Consider the following 24978-nt stretch of genomic DNA (forward strand, 5'->3'; position numbering starts at 1 on the left):
TTCGGCTGTAAAGTTCAATGATATTGCCGAAAGGACAATATATTAAATAATAAGGCTTGTTCTTCCAGGTATTCCATAGATCGCTACGCCTTTATCCGCCGGAGGCACCATGACCTCAGCCAGCTTATCAATATCATCCGATAGCAGGCAAATATGAAAAAATCCCTTATACCGCGACGCTCACCCTTAGGCATCCTCGGCTCCTCAAACTCAAAAAGCTCAATCCCTACTGAATTATCCGCCACCAAATGAGCATTACGCATCTTTTTGATATGATCACCGAAATCATAGATCATATTATGTTGATTCTCCTCACTCGCAAATGAGTAATTGCTGTCATATGTATCTCGCTGATATAAAAAAATATCCTTTAAAGATGGAGGGGAAACCGTACTGTTTTTGGGGACAAAAAAGAAGCAATAGCCAATATTGCTTCTTAGATTACATATATCGACTTCATGAAATTCTTTAAATTTCACCCTCTTCAAGCCTCCTATTATACTCAACTTTACTGATCAATCCCTTTGCATTACAGGTAAGGCAATCTGTATAAATATCGTAGGCGCCTGTACCTGCACAAACATGGCATTTAACATGAGTTTCCGGTATATCCTTATGCATGAATGAAAAAACTTTTCCAATATACTGCAGAATAATCATTCCCAAAACTCCTTTTTTTTCTATCATACATCGAAAAAGAGAGAAGGAAACAGGGAATACAATAACATTACTTAAAACTAATAAAACCATAACATAGTTTACATGGGGTTAAAAAATGTGCTGATGCAAATGCGATAAACTGTTCTACAAAATCACTACTGTTTTCAATAGGCTGTTTTCGAATACTTTGTTGCCATTTACCAAGTAATGTGGTGTGGTTGATTTCCCCTCCAGATGCTCGCTTTCCGCGGGGCGGGCGGTGAGCCTCCTCGACGTAAACGCCTGTGGGGTCTCACCTGTCCCGCTGCTCCCGCAGGAGTCTCGCACTTCCGCTCCAATCAACCTTAAATCGTTTCGTTTTAATAACAACAATCTTTACTAAAAGAGCCTTTCAAAAAAAGAACATCCATAAAGATGTCCCTTATTGTGTAATTACTTCATTTTTCTTAAAATCCATAGGTAAGCTACCATTGAAATCCCCACAGAAACTGCTGCCATTATGTAAATGCTGATATACCCGAACAGATAGCCGATTTGTCCGAAGAGGATGGCACCGAAACCGATTCCAAGATCAAAGAAGGAATAGAAAGTGGCATTGGCCATGCCTTTTCGGTTTCGGGCAGCGTGTTCAAGAGACCATGCTTGAAGAGCCGGTTGGACAGCACCGAATCCAATGCCATATAAAATAGCTGCTATATACAGAATCATGTTACTTGGCATCCAGGCTAGCAATAGCATCGCCACTACGATAAAAAGAGTGGATGGAATGAAGACAGCTCGATGTCCTTTTTGATCATAGATCTTTCCAGCGAACATACGTGTGAAAATAAGGGCCAAGGCGTAAAGAAAAAAATATCCTTGAATACCTGTCAGACCTTTTTCAATTGTATAAAGCGGTAAGAAGGTAGCGGTCCCGCCAAAGGTCACCGTAATGAAAAAAACAAGAACGGACGGAGCAACAGCACTTTTTTCATAAATATCAAACCTACTAGTTTTAACTGGGGCAGAAGCATGATCCACTTTTTTATACGTAATCGTTGAAGCCATGATCCAAGCTGCCAGGCATATTACTCCGCAAAATAAAAACAAATGTTGAAAGGTTAAAACATCCGCTAAGAAAAGCCCGAATGAAGGACCAAATGCCATCGCCAAATTACCCGATAAAGTGAAGTATCCCATTCCCTCACCCCGACGCTTGGCTGGGATAAGGTCGGAGGCAATTGTACCCGATGCCGTGGTCGTATATCCCCAACCAATCCCTTGCACAATCCTCATAGCGCAAAGAAGGAAAATACTCATCATAAATCCAAACGAACCAATCGCTACAGCCAATATGGCTAGACCGAACAGGAAAACAAAACGTCTTCCTTTTGTTTCCAAGGCCTGTCCAGCAAAGGGGCGGACAATCAGGGCAGAAAATAAAAACATGCCAGCAACCAACCCAATATACCGCTCATTTCCGCCAAGCTCTTTGACAAAAAGCGGAAGGGTCGGGGAAGTCATCTGAAAGGATAAAAAAACAAAAAAGTTAGCCAAGAAAATCATAATAAAATCACGCGACCAGATTTTATCAACAACAGGAAGCTCTTCTTTTAACAAAGGTACACCCATAATAGCTATTCTCCTCAACTGATAGTAATTATCATTCTCATTTTACTAAAGTTATAGAGAACAATCTATAAAAATTGAGTGATCATCTTAAATCTAAGTAATATTGACTAGAAACAAAAAATCGGGATGGAGGTCACTTTATATTCAGGAAATACAACACACAGGGTCTTAAAGCGGATTTTCCATTAAACCATGTTCCTGACTATACAGAACGTTTCTGTAGTGTGGAATTAACTTCGCATGAAACAACCGCGCAGTTCGAATGGGAATTAATTAATCAAATGGTAATTATGGTGAAAATGTAAAATACTCGGGAGAGTTGTTGAGGAATCGTGTCATTATTATGAAATTTTAATTAAGGCCCTTTTATTTACCATTTATAAGTTATATTATTTGGGAAATGAGAGATTAAAGGAGTTAATTATGGGTAGATTTACAGAGACTGTAATGGAGAGGGTAGAAGATTCTCTACATAATAGGAAGAAACCTATGGTCGTTAAACTAAATTCCGAACAACTCGAGGATTTTATACAAAAATTTCCGGAAGACGGAGAGTTTTTTGGTTTAAGCTATCACATTCTTGATGATAAGACGGTCACTTTTAACTTAAATTCAGATGGTAGACTGCTAGAAGTATTGAATTTGGTTAAGTGATTGGTACTTTGGAGTATCCAGCAGAAATGCTGGATTTTTTTGAACTTATATAATCTTATTGAGATTAAGTGCGTATCAAAGTCGAATGATGTAGAAGATAAAACAGTATCTGTGAAACCGACATTAAAATGGAGAGGGTACAAAACGACAAAAGTAAATGGCAAAGCGGAATAATTGCGGCTTTTATTCAAGAAACTCAAAAAGCTCAGTCTCCACTCTATTATCACCATCAAATGAGCATTTACGCATCTTGTTAACTTAATCACCAAGAAGATCATTCGTCATATTAGGTTCATTCTCCTCACTTGCACAAACTAATAGGGACCCGCCAATAATTTGAATCCCATCACCTGCTCATGCCACTTAATCGTCCATCCAAAAATTCTTTTGCATACAGGTAAGACCATCCATATAAATAACGTAGGCACCTGTACCTACACAAACATGGCATTTAATGTGAGTTTCCAGTATATCCTTATGCATGAATGAAAAAACTTTTCCAAGATACTGCAGGTTGAAAAATGTGCCGATGGGTAATCATGTTTAGCATCGGGGGGAGAGTTTCATGATGAGTCCTAGAGGATTATTGTTTTAATTTCTTCAGTTAACCGACTGATTCATCTTGCCGGCGCCTCTTAAGGATCAAATTGTAAAGTAATTACTACAAATGCCTCATATACAAAGAAAGCGCTTTCAATTATGATTATCACAAGAAAACCAAGCCGAGAGGTGTGTTCAATATGATAGGTAAAAATGAAGGGAATTTCTTAAAAGGACTTTTGTTTGGTACATCTTTGAGCATACCGTTATGGATTTCTTTTATTGGATGGATAAAATTAATTGTTAATAGTTTATTTTAGAGCCCTAGGGCTCTTTTTATTTTGGCGTTGACGAGACAAAGCTGAATCCGTATTGAGCCAATAAGCTGCTCATACCACTTATCGCAGCATCCAATCAGGTACAGTTAATACAATGTGAGTAATTGCCCCTTGGTAATAAACCAGATGGGTAATCATGTCCTCGAGTTTATATTGTTAAAATTTAATGAAAAGTATTTTTATATTTCAGATGAAAACATAAAAAGACTATAGGACAAATCTATTGAAATAAATTTCTAGTATTGGTTATTAAATAAAAGTCATGCCTTCTTCCCTATTGTTCATAATAGAGAACGGAGGTAAGATTTATAGTAATATTCAGGATAATTCAATAGTTCAAGGATTTTTATGAATAAAAATATCCGTTTAAGGATTTCTGGAGTTTAATAGTAATTTCCAATTATACTTATTTGTATAAAATTCATTAAAATGTTAGATTTATGTGTAAATAATTATAAAGTTTGTCCGACAGAGCGGAAAGAGGGTTTATAGATGATCGATATACACTCCCATATATTACCAGGAGTTGATGACGGGGCTAAGCACATTACAGAGAGTATAGCCATGGCTAAGATTGCTGTATCGGAGGGTATACGGACCATTATTGCCACTCCTCATCATAAAAATGGTTTTTTTGAAAATGAGAAATTTGATATTATAGAAAAAGTGGCAGAACTAAATGATGCATTGAAAGCTGAATCAATTGGTTTGGACGTGTTGGCAGGTCAGGAAACACGAATCTATGGAGATATTTTAGCGGATTATCACGCCGAAAGAATTTTAACTTTGAATGATGGCGGAAGATACGTGTTCATAGAATTGCCGGCAGACCATGTTCCTGCATATACAGAGCCCTTATTATATGAATTGCAAATGAAAGGGCTAGTTCCTATCATCGTTCATCCAGAAAGGAATCTCGAGTTTATGGAATCTCCAAATCACCTTTACAAGCTGGTCAAACATGGAGCTTTGACTCAGATAACAGCAAAAAGTATCGTTGGTGGATTTGGAAAGAAAACTAAAAAGTTTGCCTTTCAACTCATCGAGAAAAACCTGACTCACTATATAGCATCTGATGCCCATAATACGAAAAGCCGTGCCTTCCATATGGCGGAGGCTTTTACTGAAGTAGAAAATAAGTTTGGTTTCGATATGAGGTATTTATTCATGGACAATGCCGAGCTTTTGGTTCAAGGTAAATTGGCATATAAAGAAATACCGCAGAAAATTGAATCAAGAAAATTCCTAGGTATATTTTAAATCCCCAAAAAGCCGCATCCCCAGTATAGGGGGATGCGGCTTTTTTTTATTAAAACTGCTTAATAAAGAATTCTTCCAGATACAAACTCCATATTTTATAGCCCTTTTCATTAGGTAATTCCCGCTGTTCGTTCAAGACATCTTTCATTTTATCTGATGCTTGATCAGGCCAATTACTCCAATGATTGAGATAAGGAATATCCTTATCATTTGCATACCTTTCCAATTCCTTCACTTGGTTAGGATAGTAGGTTGCATTATATAAAGGGTTAGGGGGCTGCAGAATGAATTGTGTTTCTTTGTTTGCTGCTGTGACACCCTCAATAATCGTCGTTATATTATCAAGAGAATCTTCAATTGAGACATTTCCATTGTCCTTTAAGGTGAAAGGTTCGAATAATATTAAATCTGCTTTAGCTTCTATTAAATCTTTTTGTTTGTTTTGAAGAACAAATTGTGAAGACATTAAATCGTAAAGTAAACCGTCCACTTGAACGGTGTCTCCATAAATATCTTTAAGCTGATCAGCTATATCATCAGGCAAGTTATACTCCTCATTGCCAAGAGAATTCGATCCAACCATTAAAATTTTAAAAGGTTTCCCTTCTGCCAATCTTTTTTTATATAATTCTTTGCTTTCTTTCGGCCAATTCCCTATGTATTTCACGAGTTCTTCATTATCGGGCCTTGATTTACTAGTTTCCCCCTTCATACTTTTTGGCTCAGTCTGACTGACACTAGCATCAGAAATTTTATCATTCCAATGAATATTACCTATAACTAGAGATACGACGCATGCTAAAATAATAAAAGTGGGTAAGAAGACCTTCATATGATTCCTCCATAATATGCCGCATTTAGACATTGTTTTTTTGTAATTTATACCAATTTTCAAATAACCATACCAATATATAGGGAAATAAGATCTAATATAAATATCAAATTACCTAAAATTATGACAAAAAAAACAATGAATGGCAAGGTTTTGTGTTATAATACCAATGCTGTTATTTAAAAGTTGGAGGGAATCATGGAAGAAACAATAAGTATAAAAGACCTATTTATAACTTTACGAAAGCGTTTAAGCCTAATTATCGTCATTATGGCACTTGCTGTTTTAGTAAGTGGCATTATCAGCTATTTTCTATTAACGCCAATCTATCAGGCATCCACACAATTACTGGTCAATCAATCCAAGAATGAGGAAGCACTTTATAACTACAATGAAGTTCAAACGAATCTTCAATTAATTAATACATATAATGTCATCATTAAAAGTACGGCGATATTGGAATTAGTTAAAGAAGATCTTAATCTTGACATGACAACAGCAGAGCTAAATGAAAGGATATCAGTTGAAAGTGAACAGGATTCACAAGTTGTCAACATCATTGCCGAGGATGAAAATCCCAAAACAGCAGTTGATATTGCGAATAAAACCGCAGAAGTGTTTCAAAAGCAAATAGTCGAGATTATGAATGTAGATAATGTGACTTTATTGGCAAAAGCGGAGTATAAAGAAAATCCATCACCAATCAAGCCGCAACCACTACTTAACATTGCCATAGCACTGGTTGTCGGATTAATGGCAGGTATAGGCCTTGCTTTCCTTTTGGAATATTTGGATAACACGATAAAAACAGAGCAAGATATAGAAAAGCAACTAGGTATGCCTATTCTTGGTGTCATTGGGACAATTGATGGACAAGGAGATAATAGCTTACGTTCGGAAAGAACAGCAACACGTGGAAGAGGTGAAAAAATTGGCTAAAAAGAAAAAGTTGGATTCTAAAAGAAAATTGATTGCGAAATTCAATCCAAAATCACCGATATCGGAACAATTCCGTACCATCCGGACAAATATTCAATTCTCAGCAGTTGACGAAGAGATGCGTTCGATCATGGTCACTTCTACAGGACCAGGTGAAGGGAAATCCACCACAGCGGCCAATCTTGCTGTCGTTTTTGCGCAGCAAGGAAAAACGGTTTTGCTTGTGGATGCTGACTTAAGAAAACCGACTGTTCATTATACCTTCAATTTACCTAATACATTTGGAATGACGAATGTATTAACGAAACGTATGGATTTAAAGGATGCTGTCGTTGAAACGGATGAAAAAAATCTATATGTGTTATCTAGCGGTCCAATCCCGCCTAATCCGGCTGAATTACTAAGTTCAAAAACAATGACTGAGTTATTCGAACGATTCTACGAAGAATTTGACATCATCATCATGGATACACCTCCAGTTTTAGCGGTAACGGATGCACAAATTCTATCGAACAAATGTGATGGTACGATTCTGGTAATCTCGAGTGGGAAAACAGGAACTGAACAAGCGTTGAAGGCGAAAGAACTATTGAATGCAGCTTCATGTAACCTTTTGGGTGTTGTGTTAAATAATAAAAAAATGCAAAAAAACAACCAATATTACTATTATTACGGAAATAAGTGAAAGTGCTACTTATTTCCTAGTTTTTATATTATATTAATTATAGGGAATGAATGTAATTTTAATAGGTTAAAAGGATTAGGGGAAGAGGTGGAGGTATGATAGACATCCATTCCCACATATTACCCGGGATAGATGATGGAGCACAATCTATTGAGGATAGTTTAGAGATGGCGAGAATGGCGGTTTTAGAAGGTATACATAAGATCATTGCAACACCGCATCATATGAATGGGAAATATGAAAATCGGAAACAAGATATCATAAACAGAGTGGCAGAGCTGAATGAGGTATTGACAGCGGAAGCGATTCCATTGGAAATATTGCCAGGGCAAGAAACAAGGATATATGGAGAGATTTTGAAAGACTATGAACTAGAAGAGATAATTACATTGAATAATGGGGAAAAGTATCTTTTCATTGAACTGCCATCTGCACATGTCCCGCGTTATACGGAACAATTGCTTTCAGATATACAATTCGAGCGCTTGACTCCGATTATCGTCCACCCAGAACGAAACCAAGAATTAATCGAAAATCCGGATCTTTTATACAAGTTTGTGAACAACGGAACACTTACCCAGGTAACTGCTTCCAGTGTTTCAGGTGCCTTCGGAAAGAACATTCAAAAGTTTTCGCTGCAATTAATTGAATCGAATCTAACACATTTCATTTCATCAGATGCTCATAACATCACAAGTCGAAGCTTCAAAATGAAAGAAGCTTTTGAAGTGATTGGAAAGAAATTCAGTGTCGACTATGTTGACCTTTTTCTAGAGAATGCGGAATTGCTAGTAGAGAGTAAAACGATTTATAAAGAAGTTCCTGAAAAGATTAAAAAGAAAAAAATATTGGGGATTTTTTAATCCGAATCCCCATTTTAATGGTTAGATTTGTTTTGTTTTTTGTGAATGTTGCTAATTTTTAATGAAGAACAAATATTATGGCATAGTATATATCGGACTAAAACTCTAAGTTTTCAATCCTATTTTCGATAATTAGGAAAATACATAAAATTTTATCAGCATCCAGATATTTAATAAATGAACAGGTAAAACAAGAGGGGGAAATAAAATGAAAAAAGTAAAAAAAGCAATAATACCAGCAGCAGGGTTAGGTACAAGATTCCTGCCAGCCACTAAGGCGATGCCCAAAGAAATGCTTCCTATCGTGGATAAACCAACCATTCAATATATCATCGAAGAAGCAGTGGCTTCAGGTATTGAAGATATCATTATTGTTACTGGAAAAGGTAAGCGTGCAATTGAGGATCATTTCGATAATGCATTTGAACTGGAAAATAATTTAATGGAGAAAAACAAATTCGAATTACTGGAAAAGGTACAAGCTCCCTCAAAAGTAGACATTCATTATATTAGACAAAAGGAACCAAAAGGTTTAGGACATGCAGTTTGGTGTGCAAGGAAATTCATCGGAAATGAACCATTCGCCGTTTTATTAGGTGATGATATCGTCCAAGCGGAAACACCTTGCTTAAAACAATTAATGAATGAATATGATAAAACCTTATCCTCAGTCATTGGTGTACAAACCGTCCCTAAAGAAGAAACCCATCGTTATGGGATTGTAGATCCAAGTAACCAAAACGGCCGACGATATGAAGTAAATAACTTTGTCGAAAAGCCTGCACAAGGAACAGCTCCATCCGACTTGGCAATCATGGGCAGGTACATATTCACGCCTGAAATATTTATGTTCTTGGAAAAACAAGAACTGGGAGCAGGCGGAGAGATTCAGCTGACAGATGCAATCCAAAAATTAAACGAAATTCAACGAGTTTTTGCTTATGATTTTGAAGGGAAACGATTTGACGTTGGAGAGAAGTTAGGGTTTATTCAGACCACTATTGAGTTTGCATTACAAAATAATGAGATAAAGAACTCATTATTAGAATTTTTAAAAGAAGTATTTGAAAAAGAAAGTGTAAAGGCGGAGTAACATGAGTGATTTAGCGAAAACAGGGATTAAACATAATAACGAAGAGAAATCCTCATTAAAAAAACAAAGGCAAGTAATTATATATGAATTAATAAAAAGAGTGATAGATATTATTTTTGCCTTTGCGGGATTAATAATTACTTTACCAATTTTTATAGTGATTAGTTTGTTATACATGTTCGGGAACAATAAAGGCAAAGTGTTTTTTAGACAAAACCGAGTGGGACAAAACGGGGAAATGTTTAAGATGTATAAATTTAGATCGATGATTGTAGACGCTGAGCGCGTATTAAGAAATGATGAGGTTTTATATAAAAAGTACTTGCAAAATAATTATAAGTTAGAGCCTGAAGAGGATCCGCGTATTACAAAACTTGGGAATTTTTTGCGTAAAACTAGCTTAGATGAGCTTCCTCAATTAATAAATGTTCTGAAGGGCGATATGAGTTTAGTAGGACCCAGACCAGTGATTTCAGAGGAACTTAAAGAATATAGTAATCGTTTAGAGGATTTCCTCGCGGTTAAGCCGGGTGTGACAGGATATTGGCAAATTTCTGGCCGAAGTGATATCGGATATCCAGAACGAGCTGAGTTAGAATTTTATTATATTGACCATCAAGGGTTTAAGCTTGATCTTAAGATTATTACAAATACATTTTTACTGGTTTTGACTAGAAAAGGAGCATATTAAATGATTCTTGTAATAGGTGGTGCTGGCTATGTAGGTAGTCACCTCGTAAAAGAACTTGTGAAAAATAATGAAGTAGTGGTGCTTGATAACTTATCTACTGGATTTGAAAATTTGGTAGATAGTAAAGCAATATTTGTCCATGGGGATTTAGGAGATAGACAGGTCCTAAATAAGATTTTTACTTCTTATCCCATAGAGGCTGTTATGCATTTTGCAGCAAATAGCTTAGTTAATGAATCTGTTTCTAATCCTTATAAATATTATGAAAACAATGTTTCAGCTACGCTAACTTTATTAAAAACCATGGTGGATAATAATGTGAAAAAATTTATTTTTTCTTCCACTGCAGCAACATACGGAATACCAAATGTTGATTTAATAGATGAAAATCAGCCGAATAATCCAATTAATCCTTATGGAAAAACAAAATTGATGGTAGAACATATTTTAGAAGACTTTGCATTCGCTTACGAACTTAATTATGTTGTTCTACGTTACTTTAATGTGGCTGGAGCCCATGAATCAGCTACAATAGGTGAAAGTCATGATCCTGAAACCCATTTGATTCCAATTATTCTTAAGCATTTATTAGGAGAAAGAGAAAAAATCTCTGTCTTTGGTACAGATTATGATACACATGACGGAACGTGTATTCGTGATTATATCCATGCTACTGACTTAGCGAGTGCACATATCCTTGCTCTAAACGCTTTACTTGAAGAAAAAAGGAAAACGGAAACATACAACTTAGGAAATGGCAACGGATTTTCAGTTAAAGAAGTGATTGAGACTTGTGAAAGAGTTACAGGATTAAGAGCAAATATTGAATATACGAATCGACGCTTGGGGGATCCAGCCAAACTTGTTGCCTCTTCCAAAAAGATACAAGCAGAATTAGGGTGGGAACCACAATATGATTTAACTCATATTATTGAAAGTGCATGGAAATGGCATAGAACTCATATTCTTTATTAGTAATTAAAATTAAATGAATGCTATTATTTAACTTTCTAAGATTATTTTTCTTTTGATTGGTTTAAAAACTTAGATTCTAAGCTGCTTTCCTATTTTGACCGCTCGTGGTTCTTATTGTGAAGAGTAGCTGAGAATTCTATTTAGGTTATAACATGCTACAATTAATTGGAACATCACTATTATCTCTGTTTTTATGCAGGCAACCGGCAACTTTAAAGTTTTAAAAGATTACTTAATATGCTTTCTCTAGAAATATTGTGATATCTCATTACCTACGAAGAAAAATCCTTCAGTGGGTTCTATTGAAGGGTGTTAATCGATATATTTATGACTTGTTGTCCTGGAAGACTCTGAAAATGAATAAGCTCCTAACTAAATGGTTATAAACGGTCTTTTATTAGAATAGACGATTTATATTAAGAGCTACTCACCAATTAGATAATAACAATGTAATTATGTATCATAAGAGCTGCATAATGCTCCCTAACAAGTAAATGAGAAGGGTTTTCACCCGATTTGAAAGAACATCAGAAGAGCCAGATATGGACTAATTCTTGGAATTTCTGATATTTTACATCCTCTATGGGGGTAACTCCTTAGGAGTAAGTAGACTCTTCCCTTTAACCAATAGGGAGAAATTCTTGTTTAATCTGTTATTCCTTCTAAAACGAATATCTTACCTGTAATTCTCTTTTCAAGAGGACCCATTATTTAAAAACTTTGTTAGGACTTAATTAAAATGTTTCTATGAATCAAGTGATAACAAATATAGGACTTAAACGTTTAGTTAATGTCAAAGATTTTTGAAAGAAGGTCCTTTTTTATGAATGCATAATTACTAGAGAATAAAAAGGTATCCCACCTATTCTTTCGAATTTTTCAATATATTATTAATGAGGGTTGACAATGAAATATTTAATCTGGCCAATATCTTTGTTCATAGCTGAGTATTTTAGCATGAAATTTCCTGTTTATTACGGGCTTAGAATCCAATTATATATATATATAATATTTATACTCATATCATTAGTCCAATTAAAAGGATTAATTCCTAAATCTATCTTTAACAAAAAAGTTATTGGATTTATTAGCGTTCTACTAGTAATGCAGTTGATAAGTATGATATTAAGTTACTATAGAATAGAAATTCCAAAATATAATAAAAATCCAATTATAACCTTTATTGGATTTGTGGGTTTTATTGGTGCAATTCTAGTACATTACTTAGTTATAAAGCTAAATATTAGAGATATAGGTGATGTAAAGAAGTTTCTTAGAAGTGGTAGGATAGCTTTAGCCATATCATTTTTTGTTTGTCTTGTTCAATTGTTTTATATATTTATACCATTTGTCTTTGAACCCTTAGTTAGTCTTATAGGAAGCACATTGGAGGCAAGGTGGGGTGGAAAAGAAGCCAATTTAAATCCACAAAGTTTTTATAAGTTGGGAAGCTATGTTCAAACAACTTTAAGAATTAATGGATTGACCGAAGAAGCATCGAATCTTGCTACGCAATTTTTTGTAGTATTCAGTCCTTTCTTAATTGCATCAATAAAAAATAAGTACAATGTATTTTCTAATAATAAAAAAAGTATAGGATCTCTATACTGCGGAGTATTTTTAATCATAGTCCTCTTGATAATGGCTAAAACTACATCGGGTTTTTTATTTGCTGCAATTATTTTATTACTTTTATTTAAAGAATTCAGCAAAATGCAGAAGATCTTTATTGTGCTATTTCTTACTTTGATTGTACTTATTTTAATTTCAAGTAATTATAATATTACTTATATTTCTAACGTTTTCAATGATTTTATAGTTAATAAAAGTGAAGATTCAGTTAACAATAGGTCAGCGAGCACTATAGCTTTAGGTATTACATTATTTGCAAACTTTATTTTCGGAGTAGGGTTCGAATATCATTCTTACTATATATATAAATATTGGCCAGAATGGGCAAATTTTAATTACGAATATTTCTTATGGGAAAAGCAAGAGAGTTTTCCGATTCTTTCTAATATAATGGGTATGTTTGCTGAATACGGAACCATTATAATGATATTTGTAATTATTTATGTAATTAAAAGAGTAAAAATATTAAGGAGAATATCAGAGGAAGCAATCGTTCTAAATATTTCTGAAGCCATCTTTATAAAAACATTATATGATTCAGCAAAATATTATTTTGTATTTTTGTGCATTGGCTTATTGTTTTCATTTGTATGGTTTACAAGTATATATCTTATATTGTTTTTCTTTTTCGTTTCTATAATCCCAATTATTGAAAAACATTTAAATAATTGGAAGGGGAATAATAAATAAATTCAACTTTTGCAAGATTAAATAGATTGCAGTACTTTCTCGAAATCGAGTGGGTAGTTGGAAGACAAGGTGAGGACATGGAAAAAAAAGTTATTGTTTACGTCTGTGAAGCACTAGGTGGTGGAGTAAGGAAGCATTTGGTAGACTTACTTGATCATATTGATAAAGAAAAATTTGATATTCATGTTATACATGGTGTAAATAGAATGGATTCTGTTTTTCTAAATGCCATAAATAGAATTAAAAATGTTAACTTTTATCCTATTAAAGAGATGGATAGGTCAATAAATATTAAACTTGATTTTGTTGCTCTTAAAAAAACCATCAAAATTTTAAATGATATAAAACCAGATGTGGTACATTGTCATAGTTCAAAAGCTGGGGTAATAGGTAGAATTGCGGCAAAGTACTTGCGTATAAAGCAAATTTATTACACACCTCATGGATATATCATTCAGGATCCAAAAATATCAAATAGAAAAAAGCTATTGTTTTGTTGGATTGAGAAAATCTTGGCAAATAAATTCACAACTAAAGTTGTCCATGTATCTAAAGGTGAGGAATTTGAAGCAATAAAAAATAGAATATTAACTAAAAAAAAGTCAGTTGTTATTTACAATGGTATGAGTATACCTGATGAAGTAGATGTAGGTAATCAAGAAGGTTTTAACATCGTAACTATCGCTAGAATGGATGATCAAAAAAATCCGTGGGAAGCAATAAAGATAATAGAAGGATTGTTAAAAGAAAATCCTAAAATTAAGTACACATATGTTGGTGATGGTAAGTTTTATAAGGAAATTGTAGAGTATGTAAAAAGTAAAGGGTTAGATAATAATATAATACTTCCGGGTTTTATGGATAGACCCTATGAAGTACTAAAGTACGCTGATTTGTTTTTATTAACTTCATTATATGAAGGGCTACCATACGCACTCATTGAAGCAATGGCTTTTAAAGTTCCATTATTAGCGTCTAATGTTACAGGAAACAATGAATTAACTATCGATGATTATAATGGGTTCTTATACAATTTAAATAACATTAAAGAGGGTAAATCCAAGTTAAATTTATTAATTAATGATAGGAACAAGCTTCTAAAAATGTCTAAAAATGCTGATCAATATTTTTTAGATAACTTTACTATTGAAAAAATGATTCAAAGTTACGATAAATTATATTCAAGTTTTTAAATTGGGATTTGGGAGAAATTACTTATGAAAAAAATTGCATTTTTGTTGCCGGATTTTCAAGAAGGTGGCATGCCGAAAGTAGCTTCTAATATAATGTCAGGATTAAATGATGATTTTAGTCAATACTTAATTTTATTAGACAGTCAAAGTGAAATTCGATTTGAGCACAACTCAGAAATTCTTAAAGTATGTCCAAAGGGAGGAAGCAAATTTCAAAAAGCTAAGGTCTTTTTAAAGAGAATTAAAATCGTTAAAGAAATAAAGAAAAAGTATAAATATGATGTGGTAGTAAGCTTCGGAGTCGCAGCAAATATTGTCAATATCTTGTCAAATTATAATGAGAAAACTGTGATTACAGAGCATAATATCAAATCAATTGAAAATAAAACTTGGGGATTGTTTGGTAAAGTTTACGATATCTTAATTAAAGTGTTTTATTCTAAATCTGATCGTCTGGTTGCTATATCAAATGTAATGAAAAAAGACTTTGTAGAAAATTATAAAATTAAAAAAAATATTGATGTAATTTACAATCCTCATAAGATTAATGAAATTATTGACCGCTCTAATGAACCATTAAATTCTGGAGAACAGATATTTAAAAATAAGATTACATTAATAAATGTAGGGAGACTAACATATGCAAAAGGACATTGGCACTTAATAAGAGTACTAGCGGAACTGAAAAAAGAAATTCCTAACATACAATTACTTTTTTTAGGTCAAGGCGAAATGGAAGCTGATTTAAAAAAACTATCTGAAAAACTTAATATTCAAGATTCAGTTAATTTCTTGGGTTTCCAAAGCAACCCTTATAAATTTATCAAACAATCTGATGCTTTTGTTATGAGTTCTTTATTTGAAGGTTTCCCTAATGTTCTAATAGAGTCCTTAGCATGTGAAACTCCTATTATTTCAACTGATTGTAAGTCTGGACCCAGAGAAATAATAGATAAAGAAAAAAAAATTGATAAAAAAATTGATCAATATGAAGTTCATGATTACGGAATAATTACACCGCAATTTGATGAAGGTGTGAATTTAACTAATGGTGAACTTTCTGAACCTGAAAAACAAATGAAATTTGCAATACTAGAATTAATCAGGAACAAGGAATTATATTGTAGTATTAAAAGAAATTGTCGTGTTAAAGCTTTAGAATACGATGTTCAAAATAAGGTGATTGAGTATGAAAGAATTTTTAATTAAAGGTAGCTGAAAAAATGAAAGTATTACATGTAATAAACTCATTAGATATTGGTGGAGCTCAGACATTATTAAACGATGCTCTACCTGAATTTGAAAAAAAAGGTGTAAAATCCGATGTGTTGGTTTTAAAAAAAAGTACTGAAGGTAATCTAGAACAATTGTTAAAATCAAAAGGGATAAACATCATTTATAGTAAAGTTAATAATATCTACAATCCTTTACAAATAACGGAAATAAAAAAAGTTATTAGAAACGATAAATATGATATAGTTCATTCTCATACGTTTCCATCTCAATATTGGGTTAGTCTATTGCGCTATATGTTTCAAAAAAAGCCTAAGTTGATAACAACAGAACATAATACGTCCAATAGACGAAGAGAAAAGAAAATTTTTAAGTATATTGATAATTTTATATATAAAAGCTATAGTAAGATCATTTGTATTAGTGAAGGGACACGTAATGAGTTAATAACTTGGGATTGTGATGTCAAAGATAAGAGTATCGTAGTAGAAAATGGTATAGACTTAAACAAATTTAATAATGCAAAATCATTAGATAAAACTGATTTAGTACCACATTATAGACCAGGTGATACCATCCTATTAATGGTTGCAAGATTGACACCTCAAAAAGACCATGAAACAGTTATCAAATCTATGTTAAAATTACCCGAAAATATTTATGTGGTTTTTGTTGGTGATGGAGAAAAGCATAGTGAGTACTTGGATATGATAAATACACTAAATCTAAATGATAAAGTGATTTTACTTGGAGCTAGGGAAGATATACCTAATATTATGAAGGCAGCTGATTTATTTGTGTTATCTTCCCATTTTGAAGGCTTTGGTCTAGTAGTCCTTGAGGCAATGGCATGTGGTTTACCTGTAATAGGTAGTAATGTGGCTGGATTAACAGATATTGTATCAGGTGCTGGCAGGTTATTTGAGAAAGGGGATATTAATCAACTGTCTACAATTATTAAGGAGTTAGCAGTAGATAAAAAAACATGTGCATCTATGGTTAAGGCTGGTAATAAGAAGAGCTCATTATATTCTATCGATAAATTTGTAGAAAAACATATTAACGTATATAAATCAATTTTATAATATAGTTTTTTCCAAAAGGGAGGTAGAAACCTTTATGAGAATTGTCCTAAGGGTTTTAAAAAATATTTTAGTTGGAATAGCGTATTTTTCGTTAAATTCGCTTAGAATTGCTAAAATAAAAAGAGGTTTAAATACAAGAATTTATTATAATGTTCTTGTGAAAGAACCACATAATATTAGTATCGGCGACGATACATTTATTAATAATGGTTGCCTATTATGGGGAGCTCCTAAAGGTAAAATAGTAATTGGTAATGATGTTTTGTTTGGTCCATCAGTGAAAATTATTGCTTCTAATCATGGAACTTCTAAGGATAACTTAGTTAGAAAAAACCCTTGGGATGATGGTGATATTATTATTGAAGATGATGTTTGGATAGGCGCTAATACGGTAGTATTAAAAGGCGTGAAAATTGGAAAGGGTGCAGTTGTAGCTGCTGGCGCAATTGTGAACAAAGATGTAGAACCATATACAATTGTTGGTGGAATTCCAGCGAAAAAAATAAAAGATAGAGTTTAAAATGAGTTAATATTTTTTCTCTATATTGAAAGAAGTGTCTGTAAATGAAAGATCCATTAGTGAGTATCATTATCCCTGTGTATAATGTAGAAGATTACCTCGAAAGGTGTCTTAATTCAATTGTCAATCAAACTTATCAAAATCTCGAAGTATTAGTTATTAATGATGGTTCTACAGACAGTTCTTCGGAAATATTAACAAAATTCCAGGAAATAGACTGTAGATTTAATGTTATAACCAAAGAAAATGGCGGACAAGCGAGTGCTAGAAATGTTGGTATAGACAAAGCTAATGGTGAGTTTATTTTAATGGTTGATAGTGATGACTACATTTCAAATAATGCTGTTGAATTATGTGTTAATCAGGCATTGATTAGTGGGTGTGATTTAATAATATTTGATTTTTACTATTTGAATAGTAAGGGACAAACAAATTACATTAATACTGGTATTAGGCTGGATGACGCAAATACTGGACCCTGTAATAAATTTTATCATAAGAGCTTGTGGAGTAATCATAAGTTTCCAGAGGGTTACTGGTATGAAGATTTAGGTATCATTCCTGCTATATTGGCTAATGCAGATAAAATTGTAAAGATTGATAAACCCCTTTATTATTATGATAAATCAAGGGGAGAATCTCAAACTAATCAAATAAATCATGAAAAGTTTCATGACATAATCCCTATGTTAAAAAACGTTAGTAAAGAAATTAAAAGTAAAGAAAAGTTAATTGAAAGACAACCTGAAATAGAGTATTTATTTATTGCTCATTTATTGTATATAACGGTATTACTTAGATTACCAAATATTAAAGACAACAAGATAAAACGAAATTTTGTAGATATAATAAATAAAGAAATCGAACAATCTGTTCCAAATTGGGATACTTCGGATTTTAAAGGCGGGAGCTTTTTTACTAATATTTACAAAAAAATAGTTATTAAGAGCTATTTGAAGAAGAATTTTTTATTTGGTGACCTATTCTGGAAATTCCCTAAAAAGTTAAAATCATTTATATCTGGATTTTAAATTTACATATAATATTATAAAGGTTGTTTATTATGAATTTAAAAAAAATAATACAAAATGCTTCTTATTTATTTGCCGGTAATATCAGTATTAGACTTTTATCAGCAATATCAATTATTTTGTTAGCGAGATATTTAGGGCCAGAAGAGTATGGAATTTTTTCTATTGCTATAGCAATATCGACGATAGCAGGATACTTCACAGATGCAGGTTTGTCTAATACATTTATGCGAGAAGTTACTAAAAAAGATGCTGTTATTAGCGAATTAATAAGTAGTTATTTTAGAGTGAGAATAGTCTTTGGTGTTTTGGCAACCCTTTTTGCTTATTTATTTATTAATTATTTTTATAACGATTCAAATTTAATTATAGTTATTAATTGGATTGTATATCCCACTATTATTGGTATGACTTTTATGGGGGTCGGAATATCTTTCTTCCAAGCCAAAGAAAGAATGGGTTTAAGTACCCTGATTACAGTTATTCAGGGGATTATTAGCGCCACATCTATCCTTATGGGAATAATCTTACACTGGCCATTAATTTTTGTGATAAAATTATATGCTGGCTCATTTATAGTAGCAGGGATAATTTCGATTTTAATGGTATTAAGATTTTCTACTCTACATAAAGGTTGGAATAAATCACTTTTAGACCAATTATTCATCTTTACAATTAATGGTATTATAGTTATAATGCTTCCACAGCTGGGCCCCATTATCTTAGAAAAGGTTTCAACTTTATCTGATGTTGGTTATTTTTCTACCGCTTATAAAATACCTGCAGTACTTTATCAAGTGCCTGGTGTTATTGCAACTGCATTTTATCCACGTTTATTTAATTATGGAAATAATTTGGATTACGTTAGTCATAGAGAGTTATCGAAAATCGAATTAAAAGTGATGTCTTTTATTGGTATTGGAATAGCAATTCCATTTATAGTGGATCCTCAATTTTGGATCATTAGTTTATTGGGTAAGGAATGGATAAAAGCCAGCAGTGCATTGGCCTTTCTGTCATTTATTGTTATTTTTCAATCTATAAATTTTCCATTAGGGGACTATTTAACAACTAGGAATCAACAAGCAAAAAGAACGTTAGTAATGATTCTAGGATTAATTGTATCAATAATAAGTTATATTACGCTAGGTAAAAATTATGGACTTATGGGTGGTGCAATTTCGGCAATAATTACAGAGGTAACATTATTAATAGGTTATAGTCTATTTATTAATAAAAGTATTTCTTTCTTATTTATAAGTGTTAGATATAATTTACTGTCTTTTATTTTTAGTTTAATCTTATATAGATTTTTATCTAATTCATTTCCGTTGTTAAGCATTACATTGGTTTTCTTTTTTTATGGGGGAATGGTTTTACTGTTTGATCGAGAATTATTTAAAAGTCTAAAAGTATTTTTAGCCAATAAGAAGAAAAATAAAGTAACTAATAATCAAACTATAAGAAGCGATGGTAATAAATGAAATTTAATAAAATTATGTTCATTATCGTATTAGTTTTAATTGTAGTAACAACTTCTTTACAATCAATAAAATTTATTAAAAAAAAACATGAACCTAATATAGCCAGCCAATTTAAAGTAGTTCCATCTAACTTAGGAATACAAACACACATAGCAAGTGCTCCAGTTGATGTCGAGGCCATAAAAAAAAATGGATTCAAGATTGTTCGCGACGATATCTTATGGAATAGAGTGGAACAAAAACCTAATCAATATGATTTTCAGGGCACAGGCTACGATGAATACAACGAACGATTGATTAATAATGGTATTCGACCTTATTATATCCTTAGTTACAGTAACCCTCTATACGAAGATCACACTTCCGTAATTACTGATACTGGTCGGGAAGCATACACGAAGTTTGTTGAACAAGCTGCTATTAGATATAAAAATCAAAATGTAATATGGGAGATATGGAATGAACCTAATACAGAAAAGTTTTGGTACCCTGCATTTACAAGTGTTGATAAATATCTTGATATAGTTGAATCTGGATCAAGGGTTATCAAGGAAAACGACCCAAGTGGAATCATTGTTGCCCCTGCATTATCTGATTTAAATCCTAGTTCCTTATTATGGATAGAAGAAACCTTTAAAAAGGGATTGCTAAATATGGTAGATGTAATATCAGTTCATCCTTATCGTTCAAGTTCACCAGAGACAGTGATTAGTGATTATGCTAAACTCAGGAAATTGATAGCAAAATACAGTAATAAAAATATACTTATATTTTCTGGAGAATGGGGATATTCTACAGGTCCTGCTTCCTATGGTATTAAACTGGACCAGAGGGAACAGGCACAATATATTGTTAGAATGTACTTAATTAATATGTATCAAAATATCCCAGTTAGTATTTGGTATGATTGGAAAAACGACGGTGAAGATTTGAATAACGGAGAACATAATTTTGGAATAAGAGAATATGATAGTTCAATATCTAAGGAAGCTTCAATAGCAGCTAGTACATTAATCAAAACTCTTACTGGTTATCATTTTTCGAGAAGAATTAATCTTGATCATATAGATGATTTTCTCTTTGAATTTACCAATGAGAAAAATGAAATGATATATGTTTATTGGACAAAAGGAGATGAGCATAGCTTTTCTTGGCCTAATAAGAAAAAAGTAAAAGGACAAGAAATTTCAATGCTCGGTGAAAATATTAAAGAAGTTGATACAATGAATTCCTACTTATGGCTTTCTAATAGTCCAGCATATTTAAAGGTTATAAATGAGTAGATAAAAGATATAGGAAGAGACATTATTTATTAATACCCATAAATAGTTTTTGAATATCAAAATTAGCTTTATTTATTAAAAGCATTAAGAAAGTTCTAAAAGCGTGTTTGTTAGCTTCGCGGATAATTGGACAAATATGCTACATAAAAGTGCAAAGAGATAAGTAGATTTTTTAAGTAGCTTTATTTTTGCATAATTAAATGACAAATTAATCCGTTCTCAACGAGATAAGCTGAATATCCAGTGTTAAATTATAATAAAATAAAATTAATATTTAAGTTTGAGGTTTAAAGTAAAGAAAATGCATAGTCTTAACTGAAAATTTCAGTTATGGAATAATTCATAAAACTTCAAGATTAACTTCCTATTAATGTAAATTCAACTTGCCAATCCCTACTCTATATGTAATTATCAAATAAAAGAGCTAAATTCCTTATTTTTGAAAAGTAGGAATAGGATAGAAGTTTGAGATAGTGGCTCTATTATATTGGAGTGGAAATTTCTAATGGATTTTTTTGATATTTTAAAAGACACTTTTACAAAAGGTGAGTCTGGGCAGGATGTTACTGTAAATGAATTTGTGGAGGAGCTTAAGGAGAAATTAAGCGGGATCATGGAGGAGACTGATAGAGTATGATCCGTAAATACATATTCCCCATCCTTCTCATTTCATGGGCGATGCTGATCTTCTTTTTTTCCTCGCAGACGTATGAGGAGCAAAGCGTTACCCCTTTTTTGGCGCAGTTCAATACGCCGTATTGGTATGATAAGCTAAGTGGCATTTCATTCATGTATGGAGGGGTTGAGGTTAGTGCCCAAACAGCTGGAGTAAGTGGTTTTGTGGAGTTTTTCATTCGGAAGGGTGCCCATCTTTTTATCTTTTTTGTGTTTGGTTTATTGACTTTGGGTGTTTGGCGCAGTTTTGTAAGGAATCCTATTCTTTCATTTTCAGGGGCTCTGATATGTGTCCTTTTTTATGCGAGTGCAGATGAATTGCATCAGAAAATAACCGGTGGCCGTACCCCTTTATGGCAGGATGTCATGCTGGATACGTTTGGCGGTTTGCTTGGAATCTTCTGTTTTCTTTTCATTTATCGAAGGAGAAGGCGTCATCGGATCTGAAGTACTTATTTCAAACATTTAATTAAGGAGCATGTCTACAACATGCTTCTTATTTGTCGTTTATGAATGCTACGCTATGTGGGTGGCTTGTATGCTTTTCATTTACCGAGCGATTTTACAATGTGGAAGTATAGGCCTTTCAGTATGATTTCTGGGCTGATACTTAAGAATGTGAAAAACTAGTGTCTGGATTAGGTTGGGAGGCAGCATAAATCGGCCTATGAAATACCAGAGCTACACAGGTCTTCAAATCTCGCTATAGGTTGTTTATTTTGGAACAAAATTGCTATGTCGTTAAGGAAAAAGGCGAATGCTGTTTGTTATAGGATTTTCGGTTTAAATAGATTCCTCTCCTTTTTCAGGCTCCAGTTCGTTTTATTGAAAAGGGAGAGGCGATGCTCTCATATATTGCCGAAAAGAGCTACTTCTCATGAAACATATTTCATTCTTGAACGGTCACTGATGGCTTTCAGAATAAACATTTTGTCCTGTTTGCTTAGCATAGCCCAGCTGCCTGCTTTGATTTTCATTTAAATCCACTCCTTTTGTTTAGGATTATTTATTCTAGTTGATGAATGATGGTTGATGGAATTTTCCGGGTCCAAGGATAATAGTTTCAAGTGATGAAAGGGGCAAGGGGAAGATGGTATTGTCAGCTCATATTAGATTATACCGTCTTTTCATGCCTAATAAACAACAAAAATTCCAACAAATCTCTACATTTGGTGTTCGTTTTTTGTCAGAATATTGGACGGGGAAAATGAAAAAGCTGTCAGGATGCGGGTCCGGACAGCTCTTTCATTTTTTCTTATTTAATGGATAATTGTTCTTTTAATGCGGATTGAACCTTTTCTTTTTCTTCATCCGACACGATATTATAGTAGACTCCGTCGATTTTCGTTCCATTTCCTGGAATTGTCGCTTGCGTTATGCTTTTGCTTGCATCCCTGTAGTTCTTTTGGATATCCATCATGTCATCAAACGTCAAATTCGTCTGGATATTTTTACTTAAAGCATCGAATACATCATCGTATTTCGTCAGTGATGAAAGGCTAGCGCCTTCCTTGATGACAGCCTCGATGATGGAACGTTGTCTGGATTGACGGCCATAATCACCATTCGGATCGTCATATCTCATTCGGGAATATTTAAGCGCATCCTCTCCGTTAAGATTAATGCTTCCCTTTGCAAAATGGACGCCTTCATAAGTGAAATCCAGATCGTTTTGAACGGTCACGCCGCCGACTGCGTCCACGATATCCTTAAAGCCTTCCATATTGATCTTCATATAATAGTCGATTGGGATATCAAGGAAGTTTTCAACGGTATCCATGGACATTTTCGCGCCGCCGAAGGCAAATGCATGGTTGATTTTATCCTGTGTCCCATGACCGACGATCTCGGTCCGGGTATCACGCGGAATGCTTAGCATTTTGACCGATTTCTTTTGTGGATTGACTGTCAAGACGATCATAGTATCTGAGCGGCCTTTGTCGCCTTCACGTTCATCGACACCGAGCATGAGCATCGAGAAAGGCTCCTGATCTGATAGTTCAAGGTCTTTCGTTCGTTTATCGGTGGTACGGTCTATTGGTGTATGCATCGTATCAACGGTTTTAGTCAGTGAATTCCATACGGAGTAGGCAAAGGCTCCCCCAGCTAATATGAATAGTAGGACAATTACCCCGACTACCTTCAGCCATGTCCGTTTCTTTTTCTTCTTTTTTTCATGTCTCATAGTTTACTTCCTTCCTCTTTTTGTAACCACTTCATCTATTATATTTAATTTCATAGTAAAAGAATAGTATATTTTGCTATTTTATAATACCTTTGGCATATTTTAGTGCTAGTAACTAGAGCATTCTTGAGGGGGGGGGAGTTAGATAAAGGTGTGGCTGATCGGAAAAATTACACTACTTTCGTTCTTGTCTGTGCAATTTGGCCTAGTTCTTATTTTTTTAAATCCATATATTAGAGGTTGCAAGTCTATTTTAGAAGTAATGTCGTTGCCGTGCTGATAACTATTTGCCTTTCAAATTTGATATATGACAGCAAGCTCTGTACAATCGGCTCCTGGACCATAACGTCCAAGCCTGAGAATGGTTCATCCAATAAAACGACTGATATCTCCCGAGACAGTGCTAGCACTAATTTAGTGAAAATCATAAAGTAGCTTCGGAAATGAGTCCGAGTTTTTTTGTTTGGTCTAATAATTTGACCAGGTGAAATGGTTCCACTAAATATTCCAAGCTGATGAAGATTTACTTCAAAATGGGTGATAAGCAAAGTCCCTCCAAGAAAGAAGGCGCATATATATGCAATACGGATATCCTTAAAGAATAAATAAGTCTTGGAGGCTAAGCACAAATGGAATTTTTAACTGAAAGTTCATCATACGAAAGTGATTCAGCGGAAAGCTCATCGTACGAGAGCGATTCAGCGGAAAGCTCATCGTACGAGAGCGATTCAGCGGAAAGTTCATCATACGAAAGTGATTCAACGGAAAGCTCATCGTACGAAAGTGATTCAACGGAAAGTTCATCATACGAAAGTGATTCAACGGA

23 protein-coding genes and 2 pseudogenes are annotated in these 24978 nt (G+C 33.5%); 18 read left to right on the forward strand and 7 right to left on the reverse strand.

Translation table 11 applies throughout. The annotated features are described in order from the left end of the window. Positions 1–83: 83 nt before the first annotated feature. The 3 genes from J7I90_RS19735 to J7I90_RS19745 all read right to left on the reverse strand — a co-directional run bounded on the left by J7I90_RS19735 (position 84) and on the right by J7I90_RS19745 (position 2271). A complete protein-coding gene (locus tag J7I90_RS19735; RefSeq protein WP_214773417.1) occupies positions 84–479 on the reverse strand; it encodes a VOC family protein in 396 nt (131 codons plus the stop codon). Then, the gene (locus J7I90_RS19740; protein WP_197483649.1) at positions 469–687 is read right to left on the reverse strand and encodes a hypothetical protein; all 219 of its coding nucleotides are present in this window, start codon (positions 685–687) and stop codon (positions 469–471) included. The genes J7I90_RS19735 and J7I90_RS19740 overlap by 11 nt, the downstream gene beginning before the upstream one ends. 405 nt (positions 688–1092) lie before the next feature. After that, positions 1093–2271: an MFS transporter gene (locus J7I90_RS19745; RefSeq protein WP_214773418.1), complete on the reverse strand. Its 1179-nt coding sequence runs from the start codon at positions 2269–2271 to the stop codon at positions 1093–1095. Positions 2272–2694: 423 nt separating this feature from the next. Between J7I90_RS19745 and J7I90_RS19750 the strand changes: the two genes are divergently transcribed. Both J7I90_RS19750 and J7I90_RS19755 read left to right on the forward strand, forming a co-directional pair. After that, complete coding sequence (locus J7I90_RS19750; RefSeq protein WP_214773419.1) at positions 2695–2925, forward strand: hypothetical protein; 231 nt, start codon at positions 2695–2697, stop codon at positions 2923–2925. A 1370-nt stretch (positions 2926–4295) separates the two neighbouring features. Next, on the forward strand, positions 4296–5063 hold the full coding sequence (locus tag J7I90_RS19755) for a tyrosine-protein phosphatase (RefSeq protein WP_214773420.1): 768 nt from the start codon (positions 4296–4298) through the stop codon (positions 5061–5063). Between the two features lie 49 nt (positions 5064–5112). Here the strand turns inward: J7I90_RS19755 and J7I90_RS19760 are convergent, their stop codons facing one another. Then, on the reverse strand, positions 5113–5895 hold the full coding sequence (locus tag J7I90_RS19760; protein WP_214773421.1) for an SGNH/GDSL hydrolase family protein: 783 nt from the start codon (positions 5893–5895) through the stop codon (positions 5113–5115). A gap of 198 nt (positions 5896–6093) precedes the next feature. Here J7I90_RS19760 and J7I90_RS19765 point away from each other — a divergent pair, with 198 nt between their 5' ends. The 16 genes and pseudogenes from J7I90_RS19765 (at position 6094) to J7I90_RS19835 (ending at position 22414) form a co-directional block, all read left to right on the forward strand. After that, entirely contained in the window at positions 6094–6834 is a 741-nt protein-coding gene (locus J7I90_RS19765) for a YveK family protein (RefSeq protein ID WP_214773422.1), read from the forward strand. Next, positions 6827–7519, forward strand: a complete 693-nt coding sequence (locus J7I90_RS19770) for a CpsD/CapB family tyrosine-protein kinase (RefSeq protein ID WP_251025382.1) — start codon at positions 6827–6829, stop codon at positions 7517–7519. The genes J7I90_RS19765 and J7I90_RS19770 overlap by 8 nt, the downstream gene beginning before the upstream one ends. A gap of 95 nt (positions 7520–7614) precedes the next feature. After that, on the forward strand, positions 7615–8382 hold the full coding sequence (locus tag J7I90_RS19775) for a tyrosine-protein phosphatase (RefSeq protein WP_214773424.1): 768 nt from the start codon (positions 7615–7617) through the stop codon (positions 8380–8382). Between the two features lie 208 nt (positions 8383–8590). Beyond that, a complete protein-coding gene (galU, locus tag J7I90_RS19780; protein WP_214773425.1) occupies positions 8591–9475 on the forward strand; it encodes a UTP--glucose-1-phosphate uridylyltransferase GalU in 885 nt (294 codons plus the stop codon). A gap of 1 nt (position 9476) precedes the next feature. Beyond that, on the forward strand, positions 9477–10166 hold the full coding sequence (locus tag J7I90_RS19785; RefSeq protein WP_214773426.1) for a sugar transferase: 690 nt from the start codon (positions 9477–9479) through the stop codon (positions 10164–10166). After that, positions 10167–11141: a UDP-glucose 4-epimerase GalE gene (gene galE / locus J7I90_RS19790; RefSeq protein ID WP_214773427.1), complete on the forward strand. Its 975-nt coding sequence runs from the start codon at positions 10167–10169 to the stop codon at positions 11139–11141. 906 nt (positions 11142–12047) lie between these two features. Next, the gene (locus J7I90_RS19795) at positions 12048–13463 is read left to right on the forward strand and encodes a hypothetical protein (protein WP_214773428.1); all 1416 of its coding nucleotides are present in this window, start codon (positions 12048–12050) and stop codon (positions 13461–13463) included. Positions 13464–13540: 77 nt separating this feature from the next. Beyond that, positions 13541–14656 (forward strand): glycosyltransferase family 4 protein, encoded by a 1116-nt coding sequence (locus tag J7I90_RS19800; protein ID WP_214773429.1) that lies wholly within the window; start codon positions 13541–13543, stop codon positions 14654–14656. Between the two features lie 24 nt (positions 14657–14680). Beyond that, entirely contained in the window at positions 14681–15865 is a 1185-nt protein-coding gene (locus tag J7I90_RS19805) for a glycosyltransferase (protein ID WP_214773430.1), read from the forward strand. Between the two features lie 14 nt (positions 15866–15879). After that, positions 15880–16974, forward strand: a complete 1095-nt coding sequence (locus tag J7I90_RS19810) for a glycosyltransferase (RefSeq protein WP_214773431.1) — start codon at positions 15880–15882, stop codon at positions 16972–16974. Between the two features lie 352 nt (positions 16975–17326). Continuing rightward, a pseudogene (locus J7I90_RS28170) lies at positions 17327–17494 on the forward strand (DapH/DapD/GlmU-related protein); the annotation flags it as partial. A 44-nt stretch (positions 17495–17538) separates the two neighbouring features. Further along, complete coding sequence (locus tag J7I90_RS19820) at positions 17539–18525, forward strand: glycosyltransferase family 2 protein (protein WP_214773433.1); 987 nt, start codon at positions 17539–17541, stop codon at positions 18523–18525. A gap of 32 nt (positions 18526–18557) precedes the next feature. Then, complete coding sequence (locus J7I90_RS19825; RefSeq protein ID WP_214773434.1) at positions 18558–20009, forward strand: flippase; 1452 nt, start codon at positions 18558–18560, stop codon at positions 20007–20009. Beyond that, positions 20006–21292 carry a cellulase family glycosylhydrolase gene (locus J7I90_RS19830; protein WP_214773435.1) on the forward strand — a complete coding sequence of 429 codons (1287 nt, stop codon included), beginning with the start codon at positions 20006–20008 and terminating at the stop codon, positions 21290–21292. Before J7I90_RS19825 ends, J7I90_RS19830 begins: the two co-directional genes overlap by 4 nt. A gap of 505 nt (positions 21293–21797) precedes the next feature. Further along, positions 21798–21929 carry a YwzD family small protein gene (locus J7I90_RS27840; protein WP_285289451.1) on the forward strand — a complete coding sequence of 44 codons (132 nt, stop codon included), beginning with the start codon at positions 21798–21800 and terminating at the stop codon, positions 21927–21929. Next, complete coding sequence (locus J7I90_RS19835) at positions 21926–22414, forward strand: VanZ family protein (RefSeq protein ID WP_214773436.1); 489 nt, start codon at positions 21926–21928, stop codon at positions 22412–22414. Before J7I90_RS27840 ends, J7I90_RS19835 begins: the two co-directional genes overlap by 4 nt. A gap of 808 nt (positions 22415–23222) precedes the next feature. On the opposite strand, the gene tagU is transcribed toward J7I90_RS19835, so the two are convergent. The 3 genes and pseudogenes from tagU to J7I90_RS19850 all read right to left on the reverse strand — a co-directional run. Beyond that, complete coding sequence (gene tagU / locus J7I90_RS19840; protein ID WP_214773437.1) at positions 23223–24152, reverse strand: polyisoprenyl-teichoic acid--peptidoglycan teichoic acid transferase TagU; 930 nt, start codon at positions 24150–24152, stop codon at positions 23223–23225. A gap of 278 nt (positions 24153–24430) precedes the next feature. After that, positions 24431–24568, reverse strand: a pseudogene (locus J7I90_RS19845) (ABC transporter ATP-binding protein); the annotation flags it as partial. Positions 24569–24771: 203 nt separating this feature from the next. Next, positions 24772–24978: hypothetical protein (locus J7I90_RS19850; RefSeq protein ID WP_214773438.1), on the reverse strand; the 207-nt coding region annotated here is incomplete at its 5' end.

It is taken from the genome of Bacillus sp. ISL-57 (genome assembly GCF_018613135.1).
GTDB classification, from domain to species: Bacteria; Bacillota; Bacilli; order Bacillales; family DSM-1321; genus Peribacillus; species Peribacillus frigoritolerans.